The sequence below is a fragment of the Streptomyces sp. NPDC042102 genome (assembly GCF_055582305.1).
In genome coordinates, this window is record NZ_JBVJDL010000019.1 from 46752 (window position 1) to 59901 (window position 13150).

At 71.2% G+C, this 13150-nt stretch carries 10 protein-coding genes and 2 pseudogenes; 6 read left to right on the top strand and 6 right to left on the bottom strand.

All coding sequences use genetic code 11. The features are described 5' to 3' along the window. Positions 1-199 precede the first annotated feature (199 nt). Positions 200-985, bottom strand: a complete 786-nt coding sequence (locus ACZ6KO_RS33870) for an ABC transporter permease (protein ID WP_469307812.1) — start codon at positions 983-985, stop codon at positions 200-202. Beyond that, the gene (locus tag ACZ6KO_RS33875; protein ID WP_469307813.1) at positions 982-2502 is read right to left on the bottom strand and encodes a DUF1349 domain-containing protein; all 1521 of its coding nucleotides are present in this window, start codon (positions 2500-2502) and stop codon (positions 982-984) included. Before ACZ6KO_RS33875 ends, ACZ6KO_RS33870 begins: the two co-directional genes overlap by 4 nt. A 97-nt stretch (positions 2503-2599) precedes the next feature. Here ACZ6KO_RS33875 and ACZ6KO_RS33880 point away from each other — a divergent pair. Together ACZ6KO_RS33880 and ACZ6KO_RS33885 are read left to right on the top strand one after the other, a co-directional pair. Next, positions 2600-2908 (top strand): annotated as a pseudogene (locus ACZ6KO_RS33880) (winged helix-turn-helix domain-containing protein); the annotation flags it as partial. 130 nt (positions 2909-3038) lie between these two features. Continuing rightward, positions 3039-6647: a protein kinase domain-containing protein gene (locus ACZ6KO_RS33885; protein WP_469307814.1), complete on the top strand. Its 3609-nt coding sequence runs from the start codon at positions 3039-3041 to the stop codon at positions 6645-6647. Between the two features lie 5 nt (positions 6648-6652). Here the strand turns inward: ACZ6KO_RS33885 and ACZ6KO_RS33890 are convergent, their stop codons facing one another. The 3 genes from ACZ6KO_RS33890 to ACZ6KO_RS33900 are packed head-to-tail and all read right to left on the bottom strand — an operon-like array spanning position 6653 to position 9854. Continuing rightward, positions 6653-8158, bottom strand: a complete 1506-nt coding sequence (locus tag ACZ6KO_RS33890; RefSeq protein WP_469307815.1) for a hypothetical protein — start codon at positions 8156-8158, stop codon at positions 6653-6655. Beyond that, on the bottom strand, positions 8146-9351 hold the full coding sequence (locus tag ACZ6KO_RS33895; protein WP_469307816.1) for a DUF6236 family protein: 1206 nt from the start codon (positions 9349-9351) through the stop codon (positions 8146-8148). The genes ACZ6KO_RS33890 and ACZ6KO_RS33895 overlap by 13 nt, the downstream gene beginning before the upstream one ends. Further along, positions 9351-9854: a tetratricopeptide repeat protein gene (locus ACZ6KO_RS33900; protein ID WP_469307817.1), complete on the bottom strand. Its 504-nt coding sequence runs from the start codon at positions 9852-9854 to the stop codon at positions 9351-9353. The genes ACZ6KO_RS33895 and ACZ6KO_RS33900 overlap by 1 nt, the downstream gene beginning before the upstream one ends. A 348-nt stretch (positions 9855-10202) precedes the next feature. Here ACZ6KO_RS33900 and ACZ6KO_RS33905 point away from each other — a divergent pair, with 348 nt between their 5' ends. Together ACZ6KO_RS33905 and ACZ6KO_RS33910 are read left to right on the top strand one after the other, a co-directional pair. Then, positions 10203-10397 (top strand): hypothetical protein, encoded by a 195-nt coding sequence (locus ACZ6KO_RS33905; protein WP_469307818.1) that lies wholly within the window; start codon positions 10203-10205, stop codon positions 10395-10397. Positions 10398-10547: 150 nt separating this feature from the next. Continuing rightward, a pseudogene (locus ACZ6KO_RS33910) lies at positions 10548-10664 on the top strand (DUF6087 family protein); the annotation flags it as partial. A gap of 34 nt (positions 10665-10698) precedes the next feature. Here ACZ6KO_RS33910 and ACZ6KO_RS33915 read toward each other — a convergent pair. Beyond that, complete coding sequence (locus tag ACZ6KO_RS33915) at positions 10699-10830, bottom strand: hypothetical protein (protein WP_469307819.1); 132 nt, start codon at positions 10828-10830, stop codon at positions 10699-10701. Positions 10831-11146: 316 nt separating this feature from the next. Between ACZ6KO_RS33915 and ACZ6KO_RS33920 the strand changes: the two genes are divergently transcribed. Together ACZ6KO_RS33920 and ACZ6KO_RS33925 are read left to right on the top strand one after the other, a co-directional pair. Then, the gene (locus ACZ6KO_RS33920) at positions 11147-11500 is read left to right on the top strand and encodes a hypothetical protein (RefSeq protein WP_469307820.1); all 354 of its coding nucleotides are present in this window, start codon (positions 11147-11149) and stop codon (positions 11498-11500) included. Next, positions 11497-13059, top strand: a complete 1563-nt coding sequence (locus ACZ6KO_RS33925) for an alkaline phosphatase D family protein (protein WP_469307821.1) — start codon at positions 11497-11499, stop codon at positions 13057-13059. Before ACZ6KO_RS33920 ends, ACZ6KO_RS33925 begins: the two co-directional genes overlap by 4 nt. Positions 13060-13150: the final 91 nt, after the last annotated feature.

Consider the following 13150-nt stretch of genomic DNA (forward strand, 5'->3'; position numbering starts at 1 on the left):
CGGACGGCGGCCAGTCGGGGGTGGGTCAGTATCGACTCGCATGCCATCCGCATCGCTGGCCGTGGCCGGGGGCCGGGCGCGGTACGTCCCGGTCCCGGCTCGACGGCGCGCACCTGGTCTTGGCCATGATGCCGAAGCGGAGGGCGAGTCGTCCGGACGGTCGCCGTGGCCCCCCACCCGCCGGGATGCGGAAGCGGGCCTACGCGTCGCGCAGGCGCAGCAGGAGGCCGCCGGTGAGCAGGGCTGCCGCGGCCCATAGGGCCAGTACGCCGAGCCCGGCCCATGGGCCGATCGGCAGCCTGTCGAGGTGGGTGGTGGACTGGATGGCGAGACCGGCGGTCATCGGCGCGACCTGCTGCAGGTGGCGCTGCCACTCCGGGTCGCCCACCACGTGCGCGACGACCGGGAAGAGGTAGAGCAGCCCGAGGACGGTCCCGATCGCGGCCGCGGCCTCCCGGACCGCCGTGGCCACGCCGAAGCTGAGCAGGGCGACCAGCGCGAGGTAGACGACCGATCCCGCGGCGGCCCGCAGCGTCGGACCGTCGGCCAGCGACAGCGGCAGGTACCCGTTCGCCGGCGTGAAGCCGCGGCCCGGAAGGATGTACCGCCCGGCGATCAGCGAGCCGAGAACGCTGACGGTCCCGGTCGCCAGCACCACCCCGGTCAGGACCGCCGCCTTGGCCGTGAACGCGGCGATCCGGTGCGGCACTGCCGCGAAGGTGGTGCGGATCATGCCGGTGGCGTACTCACCGCTGACCGTCAGCGCGGCGGCCACGGCGACGACCGCCTGGCCGAGGACGACGCCGGTGAGGGACAGCCGGACGCCGTCCTCGCCGCACCCCGGTCCGGGACACATGGCTCCCCGGGCCGCTCCGGCGCTCAGCGCCACGGTCAGCGCGACAGCGAGCACCAGGAGCCGGCCTGTTCCCCCCGCAAAGCGCAGCTTCGTCCATTCCGCGCGCAGGGCGTACAGCGCGTACCTCATGCGTCCCTCCGCCGCAGCCGGGTGACCGCCAGGGCGAAGGCGACCGCCGCATAGGTGCACAGCACCCCGAAGCCCGCCCACGGCGGCAGCGGGTGGTAGCCGGTCGAAGGCTCGTAGACGCTCACGATCTGCGCGTAGCGCGGCAGGGTCTGCTGGACCGCGAAACCGGCGGCCGGGGTCACGCGCAGCAGCCATTCCGAGGCGCCCGTGGGCAGCACGGCCGCGGTGGCCAGGACGTACGGAAGCACCATCGACGCGATGACCAGCGCCACCGCCGTGGCGCTGCGCCGCAGCAGCGTGCCGACGCAGACCGCGAGCACCGCGGCGACCGCGAACAGCAGGGCGGTACCCATCATGACGCGCAGTTCGGTGGCCGTCGAGACCGGGAAGACGCGGAATCCCCTGTCCTCCGCCCCCTGCTGACCGAGCGGGATCGTGACGGCGGCCGCGAACAGTCCGGCGGTGAAGGCGGCGGAGGCGGCCACCGCGGATTTCGCGACGAGCACCCGCCCCCGCCCGGGGTGCGCGGCCAGCGTGGTGTGCATCAGTCCGCGCCGGTACTCGGCGGTCACGAAGACGGTGCCGACGGCGATCACCAGGATCAGCCCGGCGAACGCGCCGACGAGCAGGTTCTCCAGGGCGTAGCCGTCGCCCATCGCGGGTCCGCCCACCACCGGTGCGATATCACCCGCCCCGGTCACGGTGAATCCCGGACCCGCTTCCGTGAAACCTCCCTTCGTGGTGTTCGAATAACTGCCGGAGGTGCCCGCGTCACCCCCGACCTGCGTCCCGGTCCACGCCCCGCCGGACCAGTTCCCCTCGAGCTCGGCGCGCCCGAAGTCGCCGGTGACCACGGCAGGGCTGAAACCCGCGCCGGTGGCGGTCTCCTCCATCGCCTGGGGGGAGGTCGCGAAGAGCCCCGCCTGTACGGTGGTCGGCAGTCCCGTCAGGCGGGCCACGGCGACCAGGCTCCAGCGGGAGCCGTCGACGGAGGCGTAGCCGGTCAGGGTGGAGCCGGCGCGGACCAGCCGCAGCCAGCGCGCGGATCCTCCGGCGTCATTGCCGGGGAGCGCGGGGGCGGCGACGTCGGAGGTGAAGTCGTACTGCATCCGCACGCCGTGGGCGCCGGTCACCATGACCGCGGCGTACGAGGAACCGTGCGCGAGGGACTCCTTGACGATGATCCCCGCCTTCGACCACGGCGGCGCGCCGGCGGCCGACTCCCCGGGGCCGGTCTCCACCACACCGGTCAGCCGGCGAACGGGCACGGTGATCCTGCCGTCACCGGTCAGGGTCCGGTGGACGAAGTAGAAGCTGTCGTTGACGGCCTCGCCGCCCGGACCCCGCGGGAACGAGGTGTCGGACACCCGGCCGGGCGGCGCGGGGGCCGCCGTACCGAGGAGCCCGACCACGAGCGTCGCCAGCGCCGCGGCGGCCATGCCCAGCACCCAGCCCCGCACCGTACGCAGCTTGGTCCATTCCGCGTGCAGGAGCCGCATGAAGCCCGTCGCGGTCATCGTCCCGCCTCCTCGGCCGGAACCCCTCGGTACTCCACCGCGTCGCGGGTGAGTTCCATGTAGGAGTCCTCCAGGGTGGCGCGGTGCGCCGCCGCAGGCCCGTGTCCTGCGGGCGGCGGGCATCGAGCTCGATCCGCTCCGGCGTACCGTCACCCGTGACGGAAGCCGGCTCGACCTCTCGGTCAAGGAGTTCGCCCTGCTGGAGGCCCTGCTGGACGCGAGCCCGGCCTTCCTCAGCGCGGAGGAACTCCTCGAACAGGTCTGGGACGAACACGTCGTACCCGTGGTGTTCGGGTCCGGCAAGCGCTACTTCGGGTCGGTCCACGCGCAGTACCTGTTGGAGGATCCTGACGTCGTGATTCAGAGCAACCGGGTGCTTCACCTGCGCTATCGGGTACGCCGTTGACCGACCTGAGCGGGTCCGCGAACAAGTCCACCGCGAACGGTGACCCACGATCGGGCCTCCGGCTGCGTTTGAGCATCGTTGTCTCTGGTCGGGCAGTGCGCCACGCAGCCGTTGATCGCTTCGGTGATCGGTGATCGGTGATCTCGCCCTCGAGGGCGGACTCCAGGATCGCGTCTGTCATCAGGTGTCACTTCCTGCTCGGAGATCCGCCGTTGACCGTACGGACCCGGATGGCCCGGTCTCTAATGAGCAGGAAGTTGCAGTCGATTCGGCGGAAGGCGTGTTGTACATGGGCGACAGGTCAATCGAGGAGGTTCTCGACGATCGCTACGAGGTCAAGGAGGTCGCGGGCGAGGGCGGGATGGGGCGGGTACTGCGGGTGTTACACCGGCAGTGGGGAATCGACCTGGCGGTCAAGACGCCGAAGCCGGAGGTGTTCGCGACCGATGAGCAGCGCGAGCGGTTCATCACCGAGGCCGAGGCGTGGGTTGCGCTCGGGCTGCACCCGAACATCTGCGGGTGCCACTACGTGCGCGTAGTCGACAGCGTCCCTTACGTCTTCGCCGAGTACGTCGGCAACGGCAGCCTGCACGACTGGATTGCCGACCACCGCCTGTACGAGGGCGGCCCGGAGGCGGCCGTGGCACGCATTGTGGACCTGGCGATCCAGATGGCCTGGGGCGTCGGCCATGCGCACGCTGCGGGCTTGGTGCACCGGGATGTCAAGCCCGCCAACGTGCTGCTCGACGTACAGGGCGGCGACATCGTCGCCAAAGTCACCGACTTCGGCCTGGCTCGCATCCGGCCGATCGTCGCCGCGGACGACGGGGACCTTCCACACGGCGTCAGCGTCCCGGTCTCGGCGGGCGGGCGGACACCGGCGTATGCCTCGCCGGAGCAGCTTTCGAACCGGCCGGTCGGGAGGCGAACGGACGTCTTCAGTCTTGGCGTCACGGTTCTCGAGATGTTCACCGGCGGGCCGCGCTGGGGTCGGGGGCCCTTCGCGAACGACACGATCAGAGAACGTCACGGGATCGAGTCATACGGGCCGGGCTTGCCGCCGCTGCCGCCGGATCTGGCCGATCTGCTGGAGCTCTGCCTCGCCCCGGACCCCGAGAAGCGGCCGGTGTCGATGGCGGCCGTCGCCGAGGAACTGGCGGCGATCCACCTGCGGGTCACCGGGCAGCGGTATCGGCGCCTGGAGCCGAAGGCCGCCGACCTGCGCGCTGACGAGCTCAACAACCGGGCGCTTTCCCTGCTCGACCTCGACCGCGATGAGGAGGTCGCCGCCACGTTCACCGCGGCGCTGACAGCCGACCCGCAGCACGCCGAGGCGACCCTGAACTCGGGGCTGTGGCGTTGGCGCAGCGGCGAGATCACCGATGAAGAGCTGGTCACCGACCTCGACGCCGTCCGCACCGACACCGACGACGCCTGGCCGGCACGGCACGCCCTCGGCCTCGTCCACCTCGAACGGGGCGACCTCGCCACGGCCCGGCCGCTTCTCGAGGGCGTCGACCGCGAGCAGCCCGGGCTGCGGGACGTGGCCGAGGCGCTGGACACGCTCGGCTCCGGAACCGTGCCGGACGCGGACTGCATCGGGATCAACGAGATCCGCTGGAACCCGACCGCCGACGGAGAACCCGACCCGATGCTCCACATCGACATGTCCGCGGACGGGAGGACCGCCGTGACCGGCGGTGACGACGAACATGTCCGCGTGTGGGACGTGCTCACGGGCCGATGCCTGCGTACGCTTCGCGGCCACACGGCCAAGCCCCGGTCGGTCCGGATCACTCCCGACGGCAGGTACTGCGCCTCGGTCGACTACGGCAATGTCATGCGCATCTGGGACCTGTCCGACGGCAGATCCCTGCGGACCATCAGGGCGGCGACGTCCTTCGACTGGGCGGCCGTCAGTGCACGGGAGGGCATCTCCGTCGCCACGGAATCGGTCTGGAAGGCCGGTGTGCACGGCGTCGACATCGTCGTGTGGGATCTGCAGCGGCGCCAGGTCCGCCGGCGGCTGTACGGCCCGCTGGCGCAGTTCCCGAAAGCCGAGCTCAGCCCCGACGGCCGCTGGGTCCTCGCGGCCGGGTACGAGGACTGCATCGCCCGCCTCTGGGACCTGCGCACCGGGCAGTGCGCGCAAGTGCTGGCCGGGAAAGGCGTGAACCAGCCCGTCTTGTGCTTCGACACCGGCAACGGCGTCGCGGCGATCGCCGACAACCACGATGCCATCGGCATCTGGGACCTACGGACAGGACGGCGAGTTCGGACGCTGCGGAGCCCCGCCACGTCGCTCGCGCTCAGCGCCGACGCCGCGAGACTCCTGGTCGGCGCTCGCGACGGCGCGGTCCGCCTGTGGGACGTGGAGACCGGCAAGTGCCTGCGGACGTTCCGGGGCCACCGAGGCGCGGCGGGCCGCGTCCTGTGGGGAGCGGGCGACCGGTTCGCGCTGTCCGCGTCGCTCGACAACACCGTGCGGCTGTGGCGGATGCCCGACTCTCCCGCCGTTCCGTTCCAGCTGTGCTGGCCCCGCAGGCATGGCGTGCTGAACCTGCTGGACGAGAAGGTGAAGGCGCTGCTCGACACCGCGGCGGTCCGGGAGGCGGCAGGCGACCGTGCCGCTGCGCTCGACGCGCTCCGGGAGGCTCGCGCTGTTCCCGGGCACGAGCGGGCTCCCGACGTGATGGCCGCCTGGCGCGCCCTCAGCCGGTCACTGGTCCACACCGGCATTCGCGCGGTCTGGCCCGCCCGCAGTTTCGTGGCGCACCAGTCGAGCGTTGGTTCGCTCGACATCAGTGCGGGCGGGGATGTCATGGCCACCAGCAGCGGCGGTGAGATCCGGCTCTGGGACCCGGACACCGGCGCGCTCATGCGGACCATCACCGTCCACGAACGCAGCGAGCGCAGCGGCCCCTTCACCGGCATCGACAAGGTACAGCTCAGTGCCGATGGCAGCACCGTCATGGCCTGGGGCCGCAGCGGATCGGCCAGGGCCTGGTGGACCGGCAGCGGCGCGGAACGGTACTCGATGTCCGACGACCGGCTCATCGGCACGGACGTCGAGCCCGAGTCGCTCAGGTGGATGATTCCCATGGCCATGAGTCCCGACGCGGCCCGGTTCACCGCCGACGGACGCTGCGCGCTCATCGGCGGCCACGGCAACGACCAGCGGTTCCGCCTCTGGGACCTGGAGACCGGCACCCTCCTGCGAACGCTCGAGGGCCACACCGGAATGCCCCGGGCCGTGTGGCTCGGCCCGGGCGACCGGATCGCCGCCACGGGCGCGAGCGACGGGACGGTCCGCCTGTGGGACCTCGGGACCGGCCGCTGCGATGCCGTGCTGCGCGGCCACACGCATTGGGTCATGGCCGTGACGATGAGCGCCGACGGGAGCCTGGCGGCCTCCGCGGGCGGCTACGACGATCTGTTGATCCGCGTGTGGGACACCGCCACCGGGGCCTGCACCGCGGTGCTCGAGGGCCAGCGCGGCAACGCGCGGAGGATGCGTTTCACCCCGGACGGCCGCTTCCTGCTCTCGAGCCACGACGGCGAGGAGATGCGCCTGTGGGACCTGGCGACCGGCACCTGCTTGCGGACGGTGGAGGCCCAGCCCGGGCAACTGGGCCAGCTCACTTTGACGGCCGACGGCGAATACGCGGTCTCCGGAGGAAGCGACGGGCGCGTACGCCTGTGGACGCTCGACTGGGAGCTGGCGGAACCGCAGGCCTGACCTGTTCACAGCCCCCAGCGCTCGCGGTACCGGCGCGCGAACTCCTCCGCGTAGAGGTGCGGGTACGAGCTCTGGGTGTCGGTCATCTCCAGGACCTCGTCGTCGGCGACGAAGAAGAGCCCGCGTCCTATCCTCATCTCGCCTCTGGGGACCGGCGCGTACACCTGCCATCCGCAGTCCACCCGGTCGGCCACGAGGTCCGCGGCCCGGTAGTCGGGGCTGTCCAGGTCGTGGGCGAGCATGTAGCGCCTCACGATCGCGATCGCCTGGTGGCGGGGCAACTGCGGCAGGTCGGTGCGGTGCACGACGCCCGCCATCACCAACTGGTGGTACGCGCCGTCGAGGTCGGCGCCCTCGCCCTTCCCGAAGACCTCGGCCAGCATGCCGCGCTCGGCGAATCCGCCCTCGGCGGCTGTGACCAGCCGCATCGCGGCCGTCTCGGTGTCTCGTGCAACACCGTGGGCCAGCTTGGCCACGATGCCGGCGACCGTTCCGCTGGTCCAGACCCCGGGAATCGCCGTCGCGAGCTCCTCCGTTTTCGGCGATTCGCCCCGCAGCCAGCGCCCGCTCTCCCACCAGTAACAGAAGGACATCAGACCCACCTTGCCCCGTTCGTCGAGCAGCGGATCGGCAACCCATATCGGCGCCCCCGCGAACAGCTCGGGGTGCGGCGCGTCGCCGCGATAGGCATCGGCCAGGCCGGGCGCGTCCCAGACGCCGCCGGAGAGGACGGCGCGGCCGCCCTCAAGCATCCACAGTGTCGAGCCGCTGCGTGTCGAACCCTCGAACCGTGCGTGGGAAGGTGCCATCCGCGGCCCCCGTTCGGAACCGGCCGCGACGAACGCCGCCGACAGGACGGCCCAGCGCGCCCAGGTCGCGGAGAGGCCGGGCATTTCGTTCGGCGAGACACCTTGTGCGGACCGTGCGCCGCGCGTGTCGGCCGGCACGGCGGCCTTCCGAGGGCTGCGCTTTTGTCTGCCGCCGTGGCTGACGAAGGCGGACAACCAGGTCGGGAGCTTCTCCGCCGACCAGTCGAAGGCCTCGAGGTCGGCCCGGTATTCCTCGGGCGTGAACAGGTGCTCGTCGGGAAACGGCTCGTCGCCGTAGTCGAAGTCCACTTCGACACCGCCGTCGACGCGCAGGTCGAGCGTCATACGCCACCAGGGCCCGCGCGGCAGCCGGGCGGTGGTCCGGCGCAGCTCGCGGGCCAGTCGGAACGCATCGGGGCCCGGCGCGGCGTTGGTGGAGGCTCGGCCGGTCGTGTGGAGGACGCGTGAGACCTCGGATCGGAGCGTCAGGGCGAACACCGCGGTGATCCGCCGCCAGTCGGACGGAGCTTCGCCGATGAGACACTCGGCGAGACGCCGGGTCTGCCGATCCGCAAGTGCGACGACCGAGGGATCAGCAGCGAACTCGGGGATGAGCACCTGGCCGGAGGCGGCGTCGAGCCCTTGGAACGCTTCGTTGAAGGCCTCCGGGAAAGAGGCGCTGTCGCCCGTCATAGCGGCCATGCCCTTCGCAGCTTGTCGATCAGCGTGTGGGGTTTGACTGCCCGCTTGAGCTGGAACAGGTAGCCCACGGGCGACTCCTGCGCGATCTCGCGGCGTCTGCGGCGCCACTGAAGGGGCGCACCGACGACGCAGCCGGCGACCACGGCGGGGACGGTCAGCGCCGGGGTGACGCCGACCGCGTCCGCCGCGACCGCGGCCAGCGGCGGGAGGGCCACCGACCTGACATTGGCCAAGGCCCGAACGGTTTCGAGGCCGACGCTGCGCATTTGGTCGTCCAGGTCGTCGAGCCGCGCGCGGACCTCGCGGTCGACCTCGCTTTGCAGGTACTCCTGGTACAGCCCCGCGTCCCGCACGTCCTCGATGGCGCCGAGCCGCTGGACCTGGTCAGCGGTGAAGTCCCGGAACGCATCCAGTTCCGACCCGAATTCGGCCCGGATGTCGAGGATCTTCTCGATCGGGACGTTCCGCAGATCCGCGGGGATCACGGTCTCGAACGCCAGGAACGCGAACGCATCCTCGAGCGGTGGCCGCGCTGCCGAATTCTCATCTGGCAGCTCGTCAAGGAGCGCCGCGGCGAGCCGCTCGAAGGTCCATCCGGACATGGCGGCGTGCGGCAGCATCTGGTCGGTGACCGGGTGCAGGCCGTTCTCGGCGGCTGTCTGCTCGGCCAGAGCGAGCATGTAGACGGTGGCCAGTCGGGGGTGCAGCGCCACCCAGGTCCCACCGCGACCCGGGCCGACGAGCGCGAGCCCCTGGTCAACGGCGGAGTCGAGGAGGTGCCCGCTGAAGCGGCCGGCGTGGACATACCCGAATCGCGGATTGAGCCAGGTCGGGTCGTCCTCGGTGTTGTCCTCGCTGCCCGCCGAGAACACGCCCGCGTTGCCGAATCCGGCCTCGGCGAGCGGTAGGCCCCAGGTCTCGATCCGGTTGAGGCCGAAGTGGTCCCGGAGGGTGGTGCCGTGTTCGTGGAGCAGTTCCAGGAACGGCTCGGCGACTGCGGCAGCAGCCGACGCGGGCGGTTCGAAGTCGAGCAGCCAGCGCGCGGCGTGGAGTTCCTGCGCGGCGGGCGAGTCCTGGAGCGGGTAGCCCGGCGGTCGGATCCGGGCCATCTTGGGCCAGTACAGGGCGGCGTACTTGAGCCAGTCGTCGTCGCGGACGTGGATGTGCGGGTAGTAGAGGGCGAACCGGTCCATCAGGCCTTTCCTCCGTGACGCGCCTCGGTGAGATGCCGGAGAGCATGGGCCGCCTGCTCGTCGTGGCCCATCGATTGGAAGAGCCTCGCGGCTTCGCTCGCATACGGCACCGCCCGCTGGTACTGGCGCAGATGGTCGACCAGGATGCAGGAGATGCTCAGCATCGCCACGGCCCGGATCGGGGTCTTGCCCGCACCGCGTGCCTTCTCCGCGTTGGATTCGAAGATCTGGATCGCGCTCTCGTACGCTTTGAGCTGCCACTCGCAGACGCCCGTGAGGAAGCGGCACTGCAGTTCCTGTTCGACATCCCCGAGTTCGGCGAAGATCGCCGCCGCCCGGACATGGACTCGCAGCGCGTCGGCGAAGCCCTGCCGTTCGTTGAGTAAGAATCCGAGTCGCAGCAGGGCCGTCGCCGTCGCCCGGCGCTGAGCCACGGGACCGCTGATCGCCGCGGCCCGCAGCAGCGGTTGGATCGCGTCGTTGAAGCGGCCCTTGTCGATCATTGAGGTTCCCAGGTCGAGTGACGCTTCGCCCTCGGATCGGTTCTGCGGTACCACGGTCCTCCACAGTGACGTCGGCGCGGGCGTCGGCTTCGGCGTGAGCAGGGGAGTTGGAGGTGCAGGTGGCCCGTTCCGTGATGACGACAGCTGCCAGACCCCCGAGTCTGTCCCAACTCCCTTGGTTTCGGGACCATACCGGACGCCTGGTGCCGTGACCGCAAAGGTTCGTCGGGTTGGCCGGAATGCGCAGGGGGAGTTGACGACGTGCGTATGGTGAAGAGCAAACGCATCAACACCCGCCCCGGGCTGTGAGTCGGGCGGGCCGAACGGGGGAAGAAAGGTGCGTGCCCGATGGCGATCGGGCTCCTCTCCATGATTGCTGCTGTGCTCTACGGCGGCACGGTCTCGGTCCTCGCTCTTACTGCAACCTTTGCCCGGCGCCGCACGCTGCGGCGCGAAGCGCGTAGCACCCTCGCCGTCCTGGTACCGGGGAGAGCCGTGGAGCCGCAGCAAGTGGACCGCGCGGCAGTGGGTCCAAACAGCTGACCGACGCCGTGACCACATGGCGCCGGTTGATCAGGCCGCCGTTTTGAGTGGGGCCGATGCGGATGACACGTCCGTGCTGCTCTCCGCCTACGTCGGACGCCGGCGCGCGCCCATGGACGTGCAGCGCCGGGACCGTGCCGCGCAGGGGGCGCCGGCCACGTGCGCCCCGATGAGCCGCGCGTGCTGGAGGAGTGGGACGGCTTCGCCTGCGTGGTGGTTGGTACTGCCCCCAATCTCACGGAAGCGAAAGCGTGGGCTGGCAACTGATGCCGGAATCCACCTGAGTTTCCGGCTTCCGCGGTCAGCGGTACAGGGCCGCCAGGAAGGCGGCGGCGTGGTCCACGTCGGCGGGGCCCCAGTGGGGGCGGCCGGAGAGGTGGTGTCCGCCCGAGGCCTGGTCCCAGCGGGGGTCGCTTTCGTCCAGGTAGGGCATGGTTCTCCTGCGCTCGCAGGATGAAGTCGGTGCTGTGCGACCCGTTCTCGCCTTACGCCGTTCACCGGCGACTGTTGGGATGCCCCACGCCAACTCGTCGACGACTGGAGGCAATTCGGTGAATGTCGTGGTCAATGGGGATGCGGAGAGCGGGCCCGGGGGGAATGCCACGCCCGTGACGTCCGTGGTGGGATGGACCGTGCGGCAGGGGGCGCCCGCCCTGGTGGCGTACAGCTTCGGGGGTGGGTATCCGACGGCCTCGGATCCCGGGCCGAGTGCGCGCGGGAGCCGGTTCTTCTCCGGGGGGAACAGCCCCGTGACGGAGTTGATGCAGGACATTGCCGTGCCGGCGGCCGTGGACGGCGGGCAGACGACGTACGCCTTCGAGGCGTGGCTCGGCGGGTACCTCGGGCAGGAGGACGGGGTGCGGGCCTCGGTGGAGTTCCGGGACGCCAAGGGCGCGCCGTTGGCGCTGTCCGTGCTGGGGCCGGTGACCGCCGGGGAGCGGGGGTCGCGGACCGGGATGCTGCGGCGGACCGCGAGCTCGACCGTGCCGGCCGGGGCGCGGGCCGCGCGGGTGCGGCTGGTGTTCACCCGGGCCGGGGGCACGTCCAACGACGGGTACGCGGACGGTGTTTCGCTGGTGCTGAGCGGTGGGGGTGTGGCGTGAGGATCGATCGACGGAGCCTGCTGAAGGCCGCGGGCGCGGCCGGGGCGTTGAATGTGGTGTGGCCGCTGAGCGCCGGGCTGTCGCCCGCGCAGGCCCTGGAGGCGGCGCAGGCGCTGGGCGCGACGTACGACCCGGCGCCGTTCACGCTGGGTGTCGGGTCCGGGGACCCGCAGGCCGGCAGCGTGGTGCTGTGGACCCGGCTGGCGCCCGAACCGCTCGCCGCCGAGCAGGCGTTGCCCGACGTGGTCGAGGTGGAGTGGATCGTCGCCGAGGATCCGGCGCTGGCCCGGGTGGTGGCCCGGGGGACGACCCCGGCCTCCGAGACCCTCGGGCACAGCGTGCACGTCGCCGTGCACGGGCTCGCCCCCGGCACCCGCTACTGGTACGCGTTCCGGGCGCTCGGGAAGACCAGCCGGGTGGGGCGGACGAAGACCGCCGCGGTCGGGCCGGTGTCGCGGGTCCGCTTCGCCGCCGCCAACTGCCAGGCGTTCCACGACGGTTACTACGCCGCGCACCGCGGCATCGCCGCCGAGGACGTCGACTTCGTCGTCCACCTCGGGGACTACATCTATGAGCACGGCCCGGTCGGCGGCGACCACGTACGCGACCACGACGCGCCCGCCACCCTCACCCTCGCCGACTACCGCCGCCGGCATGCCCTCTACAAGGGCGACCCGTCGCTGCGCGACGCGCACGCCGCCCACCCCTGGTACCTGACCTGGGACGACCACGAGGTGGTCAACGACTACAGCGGGACCGCCGGCGGGGCCCCGTTCCTCGCCCGCCGGTCGGCCGCCTACCAGGCCTGGTACGAGAACCAGCCGCACCGCGACGCCTCGGCGGCCGGCGGCGCCGGGCTGCCGGAGCCGGAGATCCACCGGGCCCGCCGGTGGGGCGACCTGCTGGAGCTGACCGTCCTGGACCTGCGCTCGTACCGGTCCGCCCAGAACCTGGCGGGCGGCACGATCCTGGGCGCCCAGCAGAAGGCCTGGCTGAAGCAGAACGTCTCGGCCGCGCCGGACAGCTGGCACGTGTGGGCCAACTCGATCATGCTCAGCCAACTGCGCTCGCGGGTCGGCGGCTCGTACATGTTCACTGACCAGTGGGACGGGTTCCTCGCGGAGCGGAAGGAGGTGCTCGGGCACGTCCACAGCACCGGGATGGAGGACCTGGTGGTGATCACCGGCGACTGGCACTCCGCCTTCGTCGACGACATCCGGCCGGACTTCGACAACACCGCCTCGCCGGTGATCGGCACCGAGTTCACCGCGCACTCGGTGACCTCCGGCGCCTACTCGGCGGACTGGAACAAGACCAACGGCCCGGTGATGGGCCGCGCGAACCCACACCTGAAGTACTTCGAGGGGAATCGTTACGGCTACGACGTGTACGAGGCCACGCCCGCCCGCTTCTCCGCCCACATGCGGGTCATCGCGGACCGGCGTGACCCGAACTCCCCGGTGACCACGCTCACCAGCTTCCACGTCGACCGGGGCGTCGCCGGCTCCTACGAGGACCCTGCGACGAAGAACTCACCCGCGCAATGGCGGAGGGACTAGGTGTATTGCCCCGGGAGGTTGTGGACGGGTGATGCAGGTCTCGGCTGAGGCGTCTTGAACGGGTGAGGGCCTTCCGGGTTCGGTGTGGATT

Excerpts from the sequence above, each read along its gene's own strand:
- ACZ6KO_RS33870 (WP_469307812.1), bottom strand. The coding sequence starts at position 985 with ATGAGGTACGCGCTGTACGCCCTGCGCGCGGAATGGACGAAGCTGCGC.
- ACZ6KO_RS33895 (WP_469307816.1), bottom strand. The coding sequence starts at position 9,351 with ATGGACCGGTTCGCCCTCTACTACCCGCACATCCACGTCCGCGACGAC.
- ACZ6KO_RS33900 (WP_469307817.1), bottom strand. The coding sequence starts at position 9,854 with ATGATCGACAAGGGCCGCTTCAACGACGCGATCCAACCGCTGCTGCGG.
- ACZ6KO_RS33915 (WP_469307819.1), bottom strand. The coding sequence starts at position 10,830 with ATGCCCTACCTGGACGAAAGCGACCCCCGCTGGGACCAGGCCTCGGGC.
- ACZ6KO_RS33890 (WP_469307815.1), bottom strand. The coding sequence starts at position 8,158 with ATGGCCGCTATGACGGGCGACAGCGCCTCTTTCCCGGAGGCCTTCAAC.
- ACZ6KO_RS33875 (WP_469307813.1), bottom strand. The coding sequence starts at position 2,502 with ATGACCGCGACGGGCTTCATGCGGCTCCTGCACGCGGAATGGACCAAG.
- ACZ6KO_RS33905 (WP_469307818.1), top strand. The coding sequence starts at position 10,203 with ATGGCGATCGGGCTCCTCTCCATGATTGCTGCTGTGCTCTACGGCGGC.